This is a genomic window from Stenotrophomonas rhizophila (genome assembly GCF_007667275.1).
Taxonomy (GTDB): domain Bacteria; phylum Pseudomonadota; class Gammaproteobacteria; order Xanthomonadales; family Xanthomonadaceae; genus Stenotrophomonas; species Stenotrophomonas maltophilia_AE.
Genome location: NZ_VDQT01000007.1, coordinates 1 through 13,641, shown reverse-complemented (window position 1 = coordinate 13,641; position 13,641 = coordinate 1). Strand labels below are relative to the sequence as shown.

11 protein-coding genes are annotated in these 13,641 nt (G+C 66.5%); 6 read left to right on the top strand and 5 right to left on the bottom strand.

Annotated elements, in window-relative coordinates:
- Nucleotides 1-88: 88 nt before the first annotated feature.
- The 3 genes from FSZ13_RS17840 to FSZ13_RS17830 form a co-directional block, all read right to left on the bottom strand.
- On the bottom strand, nucleotides 89-547 hold the full coding sequence (locus FSZ13_RS17840; RefSeq protein WP_145481773.1) for a cell wall hydrolase: 459 nt from the start codon (nucleotides 545-547) through the stop codon (nucleotides 89-91).
- 370 nt (nucleotides 548-917) lie between these two features.
- On the bottom strand, nucleotides 918-2,951 hold the full coding sequence (locus tag FSZ13_RS17835; protein WP_145481772.1) for an NADPH-dependent 2,4-dienoyl-CoA reductase: 2,034 nt from the start codon (nucleotides 2,949-2,951) through the stop codon (nucleotides 918-920).
- A gap of 81 nt (nucleotides 2,952-3,032) precedes the next feature.
- Entirely contained in the window at nucleotides 3,033-4,061 is a 1,029-nt protein-coding gene (locus FSZ13_RS17830; protein WP_145481771.1) for a zinc-binding alcohol dehydrogenase family protein, read from the bottom strand.
- Nucleotides 4,062-4,432: 371 nt separating this feature from the next.
- On the opposite strand from FSZ13_RS17830, the gene FSZ13_RS17825 reads away from it, so the two are divergent.
- From FSZ13_RS17825 to FSZ13_RS17810, 4 genes are all read left to right on the top strand, one after another.
- Nucleotides 4,433-5,521 carry an OmpA family protein gene (locus tag FSZ13_RS17825; protein ID WP_145481770.1) on the top strand — a complete coding sequence of 363 codons (1,089 nt, stop codon included), beginning with the start codon at nucleotides 4,433-4,435 and terminating at the stop codon, nucleotides 5,519-5,521.
- 201 nt (nucleotides 5,522-5,722) lie between these two features.
- The gene (locus FSZ13_RS17820) at nucleotides 5,723-6,241 is read left to right on the top strand and encodes a hypothetical protein (RefSeq protein WP_145481769.1); all 519 of its coding nucleotides are present in this window, start codon (nucleotides 5,723-5,725) and stop codon (nucleotides 6,239-6,241) included.
- A 19-nt stretch (nucleotides 6,242-6,260) separates the two neighbouring features.
- Entirely contained in the window at nucleotides 6,261-7,100 is an 840-nt protein-coding gene (locus FSZ13_RS17815) for a pseudouridine synthase (RefSeq protein ID WP_145481768.1), read from the top strand.
- Between the two features lie 84 nt (nucleotides 7,101-7,184).
- Nucleotides 7,185-7,526, top strand: coding sequence for a hypothetical protein (locus FSZ13_RS17810; RefSeq protein ID WP_145481767.1), 342 nt, complete (start codon nucleotides 7,185-7,187; stop codon nucleotides 7,524-7,526).
- Between the two features lie 69 nt (nucleotides 7,527-7,595).
- On the opposite strand, the gene kbl is transcribed toward FSZ13_RS17810, so the two are convergent.
- The gene (kbl, locus tag FSZ13_RS17805) at nucleotides 7,596-8,807 is read right to left on the bottom strand and encodes a glycine C-acetyltransferase (protein ID WP_145481766.1); all 1,212 of its coding nucleotides are present in this window, start codon (nucleotides 8,805-8,807) and stop codon (nucleotides 7,596-7,598) included.
- A gap of 191 nt (nucleotides 8,808-8,998) precedes the next feature.
- On the opposite strand from kbl, the gene FSZ13_RS17800 reads away from it, so the two are divergent.
- Nucleotides 8,999-9,700 (top strand): TorF family putative porin, encoded by a 702-nt coding sequence (locus tag FSZ13_RS17800; RefSeq protein ID WP_145481765.1) that lies wholly within the window; start codon nucleotides 8,999-9,001, stop codon nucleotides 9,698-9,700.
- 159 nt (nucleotides 9,701-9,859) lie between these two features.
- Here FSZ13_RS17800 and tdh read toward each other — a convergent pair whose 3' ends face one another.
- Nucleotides 9,860-10,882, bottom strand: a complete 1,023-nt coding sequence (tdh, locus tag FSZ13_RS17795; RefSeq protein WP_145481764.1) for an L-threonine 3-dehydrogenase — start codon at nucleotides 10,880-10,882, stop codon at nucleotides 9,860-9,862.
- Between the two features lie 354 nt (nucleotides 10,883-11,236).
- Here tdh and FSZ13_RS17790 point away from each other — a divergent pair, with 354 nt between their 5' ends.
- Nucleotides 11,237-13,402 (top strand): S46 family peptidase, encoded by a 2,166-nt coding sequence (locus tag FSZ13_RS17790; RefSeq protein WP_145481763.1) that lies wholly within the window; start codon nucleotides 11,237-11,239, stop codon nucleotides 13,400-13,402.
- Nucleotides 13,403-13,641: the final 239 nt, after the last annotated feature.

Sequence of the window (13,641 nt, the reverse complement as noted above, 5' to 3'; positions counted from 1 at the left end):
CGGAACTCCGTGAAGATGGAAGGTTGGGCAACGGCACACTATTCCAGAGCCGGCCCCGCATCCTCAACGGTATGCCCGTAACAGATCGTTACGACGCGCGCGGCTTGAGTTTCTGCACGCGGTAGAACGTGTGGTCGCCGATCGTGGCCACCTGGTAGGCGTTGCGCCAGCTGGGGCTGGCGATCGACAGCGCGGCGAAGTGGCTGGCGCCGGGCACGATCTCCTTGCGCTCGCCCACCGGCAGCGCCCAGTTGCGCTCGGCGTCGAAGGCCACGCTCATGGCTTCTTCCCAGGCGTCGCTGTTGCCCAGCTGGGTGCCGGGGGCGACGATGGTCGGCGCGAACTGCTTGCGTGCAGTGACCACCTTGCACATCGAGTCGCCCCACAGGCCGCTGTCGAGGCGGCGCAACGCCACTTCCGCGACGGCTTGCTGGCCGCGCAGGGTCTGGTCACGCGCTTCGAGGTAGACGGTCGTGCTCAGGCACAACGAATCGGCGGCCGGCTGCGGCAACAACTGCGACAGCCAGAGTATCCAGGCCAGTTTCATAAATCTCCTTGCTCCGTATGGGCCGCACCTGGCTGCTCCGTCCGAGTGTGGGGACGGGGGCGTGAAGGTACTGCTTGGCGTCATGGGGAGGCGGCCATCGGGGCCGCCCGGGAGCGGCACCCAAAGAAGTCGGGGGCCGCGCGCTCACTCGAACTGGGTGGTGAGCGGGAAAGTCGGCGCACGATAGGGGGGGATTTCGCAATGCATCCTGAATCGAAAGGCTTGACATTCAGGTTCAGTAGGAATGCCGAAAGCCCTGTTCAGGTGCAGTGATTGGGTCTGCGAGGGCTGGCCAACGGCCGGCGCTACCGGTCCAGGACCGGTACATTTCACCGCACGAGGTAGCGCCGGCCGTTGGCCGGCACACGGGTTACAGGGCGGCCGCTAGGCGGCTGCCCTGGTTGATGGCGCGTTTCGCGTCCAGCTCGGCGGCAACGTCCGCGCCGCCGATCAGGTGCGCGTCCACGCCGGCCGCCAGCAGCGCAGCGTGCAGGTCGCGACGCGGTTCCTGGCCGGCACAGATCACCACGTGGCTGACCGGCAGCGTCTGCTCCTGGCCGTCGATGCGGATCCGCAGGCCATTGTCGTCCACGCCCAGATACTCGACACCGCCGAGCATCTTCACGCCCTTTGCCTTGAGCGTGGCGCGGTGGATCCAGCCGGTGGTCTTGCCCAGCCGCGCGCCCGGCTTGCCCGGGCTCCGCTGCAGCAGCCAGACCTTCCGTGCCGGGGCCTCCGGCTGCGGGCGGGCCAGGGCGCCGCGGGCCTCGAAGGTCGGGTCCACGCCCCATTCGGCCATCCAGCGCGCCGGGTCCAGCGCCGACGAGGGGCCTTCGTGGACCAGGAATTCGCCGACATCGAAGCCGATCCCGCCGGCACCGATGATCGCGACCTCGGCCCCGACCTGCACCTTGCCCAGCAACACATCCAGGTAGGTGACCACCTTGGGGTGGTCGGCACCGGGAAAATCGACCTGGCGCGGGGTGATGCCGGTCGCCACCACCACCGTATCGAAGCCGCCGAGGGTGGCTGCGTCCGCCACGGTGTCCAGCTTCACGGTCACCCCGGTGTCCTCCAGCTTGTGGCGGAAGTAACGCAGGGTCTCGTGGAATTCTTCCTTGCCCGGAATGCGTTTGGCCACGTTGAACTGACCGCCGATCTCGCTGCCGGCATCGAACAGGGTCACCGCATGGCCACGTTCGGCGGCCACGGTCGCGGCGGCCAGGCCGGCCGGGCCGGCGCCGACCACGGCGATCTTCTTCGGTACCAGGGCAGGGCGGTAGACCAGCTCCGTTTCATGCACCGCGCGCGGGTTGACCAGGCAGCTGGCGGTCTTGTTCTCGAACACGTGGTCCAGGCAGGCCTGGTTGCACGCGATGCAGGTGTTGATCGCGTGCGCACGGCCCGCGCGGGCCTTGTTCGCCCATTGGGGGTCGGCCAGCAACGGGCGCGCCAGCGACACCATGTCCGCGCCGCCCCCGGCTAGGATGCGCTCGGCCACGTCCGGCATGTTGATCCGGTTGGTGGCGATCACCGGCACCCGTACGTGCGGCTTGAGCTTGGCAGTGACCCCGGCGAATGCCGCGCGCGGCACCGAGGTGGCGATGGTGGGCACCCGCGCTTCATGCCAGCCGATGCCGGAGTTGATCAGGGTGGCGCCGGCCGCTTCGACCGCCCTGGCCTGCTGCACGATCTCCTCCCAGTTGCTGCCGTCTTCGACCAGGTCGACCAGCGACAACCGGTAGATGATGATGAAGTCCGGGCCGCAGGCTTCGCGGATGCGGCGCACGATTTCCACGGCGAACTGCATGCGCCGGTTGGCATCGCCGCCCCAGCGGTCGCTGCGCAGGTTGGTGCGCGGCGCGATGAACTCGTTGATCAGGTAGCCTTCCGACCCCATCACTTCCACGCCGTCGTAGCCAGCCTCGCGGGCCAGCCGCGCGCTGCGTGCGTAATCGGCGATGTGCCGCTCCACGCCCCGTGCCGACAACGCACGCGGGGTGAACGGGTTGATCGGGGCCTTCTTCTTCGACGGCGCCACCGACAGGGGGTGGTAGGCGTAGCGTCCGGCGTGCAGCAGCTGCAGGCAGATCTTGCCGTCATGGGCGTGCACCGCGCTGGTCAACTGGCGGTGCGGCCCCACTTCCCAGGGCCAGGACAGCTTGCCGCCGAACGGCTTGAGCCAGCCCACCACGTTGGGCGCATAGCCGCCGGTGACGATCAACCCGACCCCGCCCGCTGCGCGCTCGGCGAAGTACGCCGCCAGCCGCGGGAAGTCCTTGGCACGGTCTTCCAGCCCGGTATGCATCGAGCCCATCAGGACGCGGTTGCGCAGGGTGGTGAAGCCCAGGTCGAGCGGGGCGAACAGGTGCGGGTAGGCGGTGGAATCAGTGGCTGGCGACATGAAGATACGCTTGCGTATGGATGCGCAAAGGGTGCCCGGGAATGCCCCTGCACGCAAGGGGATTCCCGGTTCAACGCCGTTTCAATCGTCCCAGCCGGACAGCACCAGCTTGCCGGTGACGCCACCGCCTTCCAGCAGGCGGTGCGCTTCGCGCAGGTTCTGCGCGTTGATGGTGCCCAGCGACGTATGCGCGGTGCTGCGCAGCTCGCCGGCATCGACCAGGCTGGCCACCCGGCTGAGGATGCGGTGCTGTTCGATCATGTCGGCGGTCTGGAAGCGCGAACGCGCGAACATGAATTCCCAGTGGATGCCGATGCACTTGGCCTTGTACGGGTCGCCGATGCGCAGCGGAGCGCGCGGTTCCACCACCAGTCCGACATGCCCCTGCGGTGCAAGCAGTTCCCCCAGCACCTCCCAGTAGTGGTCGGTGTCGGCCAGGTTCAGTGCCACCTCGACCTGCGCGATGCCCAGCGCCTGCAACTGCGCCGGCAGCGGCTGGCGATGGTCGACCACGTGGTCGGCGCCCATCCGCAGGCACCACTCGGCCGACGCGTCGCGCGACGCCGTGGCCACCACGGTAAAGCCGGCATGCCGCGCCAACTGGATCGCGATCGAGCCAACGCCACCGGCACCGCCGATCACCAGCAGGGTCTGGCCGACATGCCGGCGGTCGTCGAAATGCAGCGGCATGCGCTGGAACAGCAGTTCCCAGGCGGTCAACACGGTCAACGGCAGCGCCGCCGCCTCGGCGAAATCCAGCGTGGTGGGTTTGCGCCCGACGATACGCTCGTCCACCCACTGCAGCTGCGCGTTGCTGCCCGGGCGGGTGACGTCGCCGGCGTAATACACCTCATCGCCAGGCGCGAACGCCGACACCTGCGCGCCGACTGCTTCAACAATGCCGGAAGCGTCAAAACCAAGGATCCGCGGCGGCGAGACGTCGCCGGCACGCGGCACGCGCTGCTTGGTGTCTACCGGGTTCACCGACACCGCCTGGACGCGCACCAGCAGGTCATGTCCCTGTGGCGCGCCCGGTTCAGCAATCTGCAGGTCCAGCAGGGCGTCGGGGTCGTCGATGGGCAGGTAACGGGTCAGTCCAACAGCATTCATATCGACTCCTGTGGGGGACGAACACGTTCATCATAAAGACGTTTTCAAACCTGTTTTTCAGCTGAATCGCGACACAGGGTCGGATTGCATCAAATACTGTGGCGAGTCGTTGAATTCTTTGGGAAAGTGGCTGAAACCCTTGCCATTGTTGGCTCTTGCGGAAATTCACCAACCTGTATAGGGTGCGTCCAGCCGTCCCGGCGGAGACGCGGTAGTCGATTTCACATGTTACGTGACCGTTAACATCGCCTTCACTCCCCTGAGCATAATGTTCGCGGCGGTGGCGTGCTGAATCGGCAGTCTTAAACGACGCAGTAGTGCTGGCCCATGCCTCTACCGGTTTCATACCCCCGAAATAGGAGCTGTATTACATGAACAAGAAGATCCTCACTGCCGCACTGCTGGGCGGCCTGGCGTTTGCCCAGGCAGCGTCCGCGCAGTCGTCGTTTGATGACCGCTGGTACCTGACCGGTTCGGCCGGCTTCAACTTCCAGGATAGCGACCGCCTGACCAACGACGCTCCGTTCGTTACCCTGGGCCTCGGCAAGTTCATCAGCCCCAACTGGTCGCTGGACGGCGAGCTGAACTATCAGAACCCGAACTTCGACGACAACCAGGACCTGAACTGGAGCCAGTACGGCGCGTCGATCGACCTGCGTCGCCACTTCATCTCCGAAGGCCGCGGCTGGAACCCGTACCTGCTGATGGGCCTGGGTTACCAGAAGTCGGAAGAGGAATACAACAACTTCCCGTCGCCGGACAGCCCGGGTGAGCGCAAGGACGGCAACTTTGCCGCCAAGCTCGGCGTCGGCCTGCAGACCACCTTCGAAAAGCGCGTCGCTGTTCGCGCCGAAGTGGCCTACCGCGGTGACTTCGACGACAAGAGCGTTTCCGCTCCGGACGAAAGCTGGTTCGGCGACGTGCTGGCCTCGGTCGGCGTCGTGATCCCGCTGGGCCCGGCTCCGACTGCTGCTGTCGTTGCTCCGGCTCCGGCCGCTCCGAGCTGCGCCGACCTGGATGACGACGGCGACGGCGTCAACAACTGCGACGACAAGTGCCCGGATTCGCAGCCGGGTCAGACCATCGGTCCGGACGGTTGCCCGGTGCCGGTCTCCATCGACCTGAAGGGCGTCAACTTCGACTTCGACAAGTCGAACCTGCGTCCGGACGCCGTGGCGATCCTGTCCGAAGCTACCCAGATCCTGGTTCGTTACCCGGACCTGCGCGTCGAAGTGGCTGGCCACACCGACCTGTGCGGCAAGGACGACTACAACCAGAAGCTGTCCGAGCGTCGTGCGACCGCGGTGTACAACTATCTGACCCAGAACGGCGTGGCTGCCAGCCGTCTCACCGGTCCGATCGGTTACGGCGAGAGCCGTCCGCTGGAGCAGACCCCGCAGACCTTCCCGGCCTGCAAGAGCGAGAAGAACCGTCGTACCGAGCTGAACGTCCAGAACTAATCGTTCCGGAACATCAGTCAAAGAAGGGGCCCGGCATTGCCGGGCCCTTTTCTTTGACGGCAGGTGCCGACCGTTGGTCGGCACTCCGGCAAAAATCAACAATAAATCCAACGAGTTGCCGTATTCATTGAATGTGGGATCTTGAAAGGCGTTGTGGCGCTGTTAAACTCGGTGCGTCGCCCTCATTCCTGGATGCATCCCATGCTGCGTATCGCACTGGCCGCCGCACTCGGCCTGGCCCTGGTTCCCACCGCTTACGCAGCCGTGGATTGCTCGGCAACGGCCACCAGCGTGGCTCCGCTGCCGCTGCCGGCCACGGCGATCGCGCCGGTGGCCAACGAGCTGTACATCCGCAACGTGCAGCTGGGCATGCCTGCCGGCGTGCTGACCTCCAACTTCGACCAGCAGCAGTCGCTGGATCGCGTGCTGCAGCGCCTGCGCATCGACGGCTGCCAGAACATCGCCAAGGCCATGCCCGGCGCGCCCGCGGTGAAGCCGAATGATCCAGCCGCGTACAAGCCGCAGACCGAATTCGACAATACGCCCTGGCGCTTCGACATGAGCCAGAACGGCAAGCGCATGACCGCCGAGGAGTTCGACGCCTGGATGAAGGCCAAGGGCGTGCGCGTGGTCAAGGCGCGCCCCGCCCCGGCTGCCGCCGCCGCGGCACCGGCTCCGGCAGCAGCACCGGCTGAAACCAAGCCGGACGGCAAGAAGTAAGACCCGTGCGCTGCGACCGATGAGCACCCGTCGGCCCCCCGCAGCGCCCGGCAATCGACCACGCCGCGATCCGCGGCGTGCGTCGGCCCCGGCCCGTCCGGCCGCGCGCAGCACCGACGCGCCGCGCCACGGGCTGGCGCGGGTGCTGTCCAAGGCGGGGCTGTGTTCACGCACCGAAGCCGCACGCTGGATCGCGGACGGCCGGGTCACGGTCGATGGCCGCACCATCAACAACCCCGAGTTCCCGATCGTCGATGGCCGCCACGTAGTGCGCGTCGACGGCCAGCCGCTGGGCAGTGCCCGGCGCATCCACCTCATGCTCAACAAGCCGCGCGGGCTGGTCACCACCGCGCAGGACGAGCAGGGCCGCGATACCGTCTACCGCTGCTTCGATGGCGCCGGGCTGCCGTGGCTGGCCCCGGTCGGGCGGCTGGACAAGGCCAGCGAGGGCCTGCTGTTGTTCAGCAACGACCCCGAGTGGGCGGCGCGCCTGACCGACCCGGAGACCGGCCCGGACAAGACCTACCACGTGCAGGTGGATGTCGTTCCCGACGCGGCCCAGCTCGCCGCGCTGTGCGCCGGCATCGAAGACGAAGGCCAGCTGCTGCGCGCGCGCCAGGTGCGCCTGCTGCGCAGCGGTGAAAAGACCGCCTGGTTGGAGGTGGTGCTGGACGAAGGCCGCAACCGGCATATCCGGCGCCTGCTGGCCGCCCTGCAGATCAACGTGCTACGTCTGGTCAGGGTCGGGATCGGCCAGCTGGCCCTGGGGACGCTGGGCAAGGGCGCCTGGCGCGAACTGCACGCGCAGGACCTGGAGCTGCTTTATGCCACGGCTGGACATGCCGTGGTCGCACCATAGTGCGTGGCCTGCCGGGGAGCGGGCGCACCACCGGGCAAGGGATGGCCTGTCGTTCATTGACCGACCACTACCGGGAGAAGTGTCATGCAAACCGTCATCCTTCGCCGCCCCCTGCTGGGCGGTGCCTGCCTGTTGCTGCCGGCCCTGCTGCTCAGTGCCTGCGGTGGCCATAAACAGGCGGCCAAGGCCCCGCCACCGGTGACCGACAAGGTTGTCGAGGTGCAGTTGCCGGCTTCCGAGCGCGATGGCCGCGGCGCCTATCGCTTCCATATGAGCAATGGCGAGAAGCGCATGAGCGCCGACGAGTTCGACGCCTGGATGAAGGCCAACGGCATCCGCGTGGCCAAGGGCAACCCCAACGCGGCCGTGGCGCCCAAGCCGGTGGTGGTGGCCAGCAAGGAAACCCGGAAAGGCAAAAAGAAGTAGAGCCGACTGTCAGTCGGCTGCTCCTCGCGGAAATTGCGGTTCAAGGGGGCATTTCGCCCCCCGTCGGCATCAGCCCTTGATCACACCCAGTTCCACGCCGATGCGGGTGAACGCATCGATCGCGCGGTCCAGGTGCTGCCGCGTATGCGCGGCGCTGATCTGGGTGCGGATGCGCGCCTGGCCCTTGGGCACCACCGGGAAGAAGAAGCCGATCGCGTAGATGCCTTCTTCCAGCAGGCGCTGGGCGAACTTCTGTGCCAGCGGCGCGTCGTACAGCATCACCGGGCTGATCGGGTGCACGCCGGGCTTCACGTCGAACCCTGCGGCGGTCATCTTCTCGCGGAAATAGGCGGTGTTCTGCTGCAGCGTGGTGCGCAGGTCATCTGCCGCGGCGAGCATGTCGAAGGCCTTGATGCCGGCGGCGACCACGTGCGGCGGCAGCGAATTGGAGAACAGGTACGGGCGCGAGCGCTGGCGCAGCAGTTCGATCACCTCGGCGCTGGCGGTGGTGAAGCCGCCCAGGGCGCCGCCCATGGCCTTGCCCAGGGTGCCGGTGATGATGTCGATCTTCTCCAGCACGCCCTTGACCTCGGCCGAGCCGCGGCCGGTGGCGCCGAGGAAGCCGGTGGCATGGCATTCGTCGATATGCACCAGCGCGTTGTACTTCTTCGCCAGCGCGGTGATCTCGTCCAGCGGCGCGATGAAGCCGTCCATCGAGAACACGCCGTCGGTGGTGATCAGCTTGGTACGGCAGCCGGCCGCATCGGCGGCCTGCAACTGGGCTTCCAGGTCGGCCATGTCGCAGTTGGCGTAGCGGAAGCGCTTGGCCTTGCACAGGCGCACGCCGTCGATGATCGAGGCGTGGTTGAGCGCGTCGGAGATGATCGCGTCGTTCTCGCCCAGCAGCGGTTCGAACAGGCCGCCGTTGGCGTCGAAGCAGGCCGCGTACAGGATGGTGTCCTGCTTGCCGAAGAAGCCGGCGATCTGCTGCTCCAGCTGCTTGTGCAGGTCTTGGGTGCCGCAGATGAAGCGTACCGAGGCCATGCCGAAGCCGTGGCTGTCCAGCGCGTCCTTGGCTGCCTGGATCAGGTCCGGATGGTCGGCCAGGCCCAGGTAGTTGTTGGCGCAGAAGTTCAGCACGGTGCGGCCGTCGTCCAGGGTGATCTCGGCCGACTGCGGGCTGGTGATGACGCGCTCGGACTTGAACAGGCCCTGGGCGCGGATCGCCTCCAGTTCTTCAACGTAGTGCTGGGTGAGCGGGGCGTTCGGGGCGTCGGTCATGGCAGGCGGTCATCGGCACGGGAAAACCGGGATTTTACCTGTCGTCGCAGGGCAGGGGGCGCTCATTGCCGCATTGGCCGGCCGGGGCCCGGAAATCGGTTACGCATGACATTGTTGCATCGCAATATCAATCAGGTTAAAAAACCGTAAACCGCGCTGCATCCACCCCCACGTCCCCGGAGAGACCCCGCATGAACCACGCCACGCGCTGTACTGCCGCCGCTGTGCTCTGCGCCGCCTTGCTTGCCCCGTTTGCCGCCAGCGCCCAGGACGAGGCGGAATCTCCGTTCAGCTGGAACGTCACGGCCGTTTCCGATTACGTGTTCCGCGGCGTGTCGCAGACCGATGAGGATCCGACCCTGCAGGCCGGCTTCACCTATACCTCGCCGGTGGGTCTGTACGCCGGTGTGTGGGGCTCGGGCGTCGACTTCGGCGACGGCGGCCCGGATGCCGAGGTCGATTACTTCATCGGCTACGGCGTGGATGTCACCGACAGCGTCAACTTCGACGTGATGCTCAACCACTACAGCTACCCGGGGTCGAGCGAGCTGGCCTACACCGAGCTGATCACCAAGACCAGCTTTGCCGAGCATTACAACGTGACCGTGGCCTACACCAACGATGTCTGGAACACCGACACCGACGGCTGGTACTTCGCGGCGGGCACCGAGTGGGCGCTGCCGAACGAATTCAACCTGACCGCGAACGTGGGCCGCAGTACGTTCGAGGATGGCATCGCGCAGGATTACACCGACTGGAACATTGGCGTGAACCGCAGCTGGGGCCTGTTCACCCTGGGCCTGGGCTACTACGGCACCGACGGCAACGGCCGCGACAATTCCGGCAAGCTCGCCGACAACCGCGTGGTGTTCACGGTCGCCGTCGGGCAGTAACGCGCGTTTGGCCGCCAAAGAAAAAGGCACCCGAGGGGTGCCTTTTTCGTACCGACCAACGGTCGGTACCTACCACCATGCAACCAGGGTAGGTCACGACCGTTGGTCGTGACGGCGCGCATCCGGTAGGTCACGACCGTTGGTCGTGACGGCGCGGAATCAATTCCAGCTCAACACCACCTTGCCGGCCTTGCCCTGTTCCATCAGGTCGAAGCCCTTCTGGAACTCGTCGATCGGCAGCTGGTGGGTCATCACCTTGCCGAGCGGGAAGCCGGACAGCACCAGCTGCGTCATCTTGTACCAGGTCTCGTACATCTTGCGGCCGTAGATGCCCTGCACGGTCAGGCCCTTGAAGATGATCTTGTCCCAGTCGCAGCCCGCGCCCTTCGGCATGATGCCGAGCATGGCGATCTTGCCGCCGTGGTACATGCAGTCGAGCATGTCGTTGAACGCGCGCGGGTTGCCGCTCATTTCCAGGCCCACGTCGAAGCCCTCCATGTGCAGTTCCTTCATCACGTCCTTGAGCGAGGTGTTGGCCACGTTGACCACCCGGGTGGCGCCCATGTCGGCGGCCAGCTTCAGGCGGAAGTCGTTGACGTCGGTCACCACCACGTTGCGCGCACCGATGTGCTTGCAGATGCCCGCAGCGATGATGCCGATCGGGCCGGCGCCGGTGATCAGCACGTCTTCGCCGATCACGTCGAACTCCAGCGCGCAGTGCGCGGCGTTGCCGTAAGGGTCGAAGAACGCCGCCAGTTCGGAGGGAATCTGGTCCGGGATCGGCCACAGGTTGCTGGCCGGCATCACCATGTATTCGGCGAAGGCGCCGTTGACGTTCACGCCGATGCCCACCGTGTTGGGGCACAGGTGCGGGCGGCCGCCACGGCAGTTGCGGCAGTGGCCGCAGACGATGTGGCCCTCGGCCGACACGCGCTGGCCGATCTCGTAGCCGGTCACGCCCGGGCCGATCTCCGCGATGCGGCCGACGAACTCATGGCCGATGGTCAGGCCCGGCTTGATCGTGCGCTGGCTCCACTCGTCCCACAGGTAGATGTGCAGGTCGGTACCGCAGATGGCGGTCTTTTCCAGCTTGATCAGGACCTCGTTCGGGCCCGGCACCGGCACCGGCACGTCTTCGAGCCAGATGCCCTTGGCGGCTTCGCGCTTGACCAGGGCCTTCATTGTTTGCTGCGCCATCGGGGTGGAACTCGTCTGGGGGGAAAGGGGGAATTATAGGGCGGGGCGGGGGATTCATATGTTGCGCTGCCGTACCTGCCGTACCTGCCGGTAGCGCCGGCCGTTGGCCGGCTGCTCTTCGTTCAGGGGCCATGAACGCCTGACGGGTGGCTTCGGTGGGTCTGAACGTCGTACGGATGGCCTTGATCGGGTGGGCAACCGGTTCCGGACGCTTGCGCCGCGCTGCGCGCGGTGTCCGGCCAACGGCCGGACCTACGAATTATTACGGGCCGACCGGGATCCGGATAAACCAACCATTGGCCCGGCTACAATCGGCGGTTCTTTCACCAGGGGCTGCTCATGCGCTCGAACCTGCTTGCTTTCTCCGTCGTCGCCAGCCTTGGGCTGGTCCAGGCCGCCCATGCCGCTGAAGGCATGTGGGTGCCGCAACAGCTGCCGGAGATCGCCGGGCCGCTGAAGCAGGCGGGCCTGAAGCTGTCGCCTGAACAGATCTCCGACCTGACCGGCGACCCGATGGGCGCGGTGGTGGCGCTGGGCGGCTGCACCGCCAGCTTCGTCTCGCCGCAGGGCCTGGTGGTGACCAACCACCACTGCGCGTACGGCGCGATCCAGCTCAACTCGACCGCCGAGAAGAACCTGATCAAGGACGGCTTCAACGCGCCGACCCTGAAGGACGAACTCAGCGCCGGCCCGAATGCCCGCGTGTTCGTGCTCGACCAGATCACCGACGTCACCGACCAGGCCAAGGCCGCGATCGCGGCCGCCGGCAAGGATCCGCTGGCCCGCACCCGCGCGCTGGAAGCCTTCGACAAGGCGCAGACCGCCGCCTGCGAGGCCGATGCCGGCTTCCGCTGCCGCCTGTACAGCTTCTCCGGCGGCAACACCTACCGCCTGTTCCGCAACATGGAAATCAAGGACGTGCGCCTGGTCTACGCGCCCCCGGGCAGTGTCGGCAAGTTCGGCGGTGACGTCGACAACTGGATGTGGCCGCGCCACACCGGCGACTTCTCGTTCTACCGCGCCTACGTGGGCAAGGACGGCAAGCCGGCGGCGTTCTCGGCCGACAACGTGCCGTACCAGCCGAAGCACTTCCTGAAATTCGCCGACCAGCCGCTGGGCGCCGACGACTTCGTGATGGTGGCCGGCTACCCGGGCCGCACCAACCGCTACGCGCTGGCGGCTGAGTTCAACGAAACCGCCCGCTTCACCTACCCGACCATCGCCCGCCACTACGACGCGGTGCTGGACCTGATCGACAAGGCCGGCAAGGCCGATCCGGACGTGAAGGTGAAGTACGCCGCCACCGCTGCCAGCATGAACAACGTGGCCAAGAACTACGTGGGCCAGCTGGAAGGCTTCAAGCGCATCGACGCCGCCGGCCAGAAGCAGGCCGAGGAAGCGGCGGTGCTGGCCTGGCTGAAGAAGCAGGGCGCCGCCGGCAAGCCGGCGCTGGCCGCGCACGCGCAGCTGGTCAAGCACCTCGACACCAGCAGGAGCACCCGCGAGCGCGACCTGTTCGTGGGCCAGTTCAACTCCACCTCGGCGGTGGGCGCTGCGCTGGCCCTGTACCGCCTGTCGATCGAGCGCGCCAAGCCCGACGCCGAGCGTGAGGCCGGCTACCAGGAGCGCGACCTGCCGACCATCGAAGGCAACCTGCGCCAGATGGACCGCCGCTACGTTGCGGGCATGGACCAGCAGCTGCAACAGTACTGGCTGAGCCAGTACGTGGCCCTGCCGCCGGCCCAGCGCAGCAACGAGGTGCTGAACCAGTGGCTGGCAGGCAGCGATGCCGCCGCTGTCGACGGGCTGGTCAGGAAACTGTCCGGCACGAAGCTGGGCAGCCTGGACGAGCGCCTGACCTGGTTCAAGGCCGACCGCGCCGCCTTCGAAGCCAGCACCGATCCGGTCATCCAGTACGCCGTGGCCAGCATGCCGGCCCTGCTGAAGCAGGAAGAGCAGAAGAAGACCCGCGAAGGCGAATCGCTGCTGGCCCGCCCGGCCTACCTGCAGGCGGTGGCGGACTACAAGAAGAGCAAGGGCGAATTCGTGTACCCGGACGCCAACCTGTCGCTGCGCATCACCTTCGGCAACGTCATGGGCTATGGCAAGGACGGGGTGAACTACACGCCGTTCACCACGCTGGAAGGCGTGGCGGCCAAGGAAACCGGCGAAGATCCGTTCGATTCGCCCAAGGCCCTGCTGGACGCGGTCAAGGCGAAGCGCTACGGCGGGCTGGAAGACAAGCGGATCGGCTCGGTGCCGGTCAACTTCCTGTCCAACCTGGACATCACCGGCGGCAATTCGGGCTCGCCGGTGCTCGACGCGCACGGCAAGCTGGTCGGCCTGGCGTTCGACGGCAACTGGGAATCGGTCAGCTCCAACTGGGTGTTCGACCCGGTGATGACCCGCATGATCGCCGTGGACAGCCGCTACATGCAGTGGATCATGCAGGAAGTGGCTCCCGCTCCGCAGCTGCTCAAGGAACTGAACCTCACGGGTAGGTAACGCAAGGGACGGCGCAGCCGGCCCTAACGTCGCTTGTCGACGGCCCGAAGGGTGCCCACCCCGGTGGGCATACCGTTGGTCGTTACACCGGTTGAAAGAACCCCGCGGCAATGCCGCGGGGTTTTTTTCGCGCGCTGCAGACGCGGCTGCCGGTGGATCGAGCGCCGGGGCGCCACACCCTTTCCGGCGAATGTCCCCCGGCGTCGGCCTGCGGCCGACACCTCCTCCTTTACTTCGCC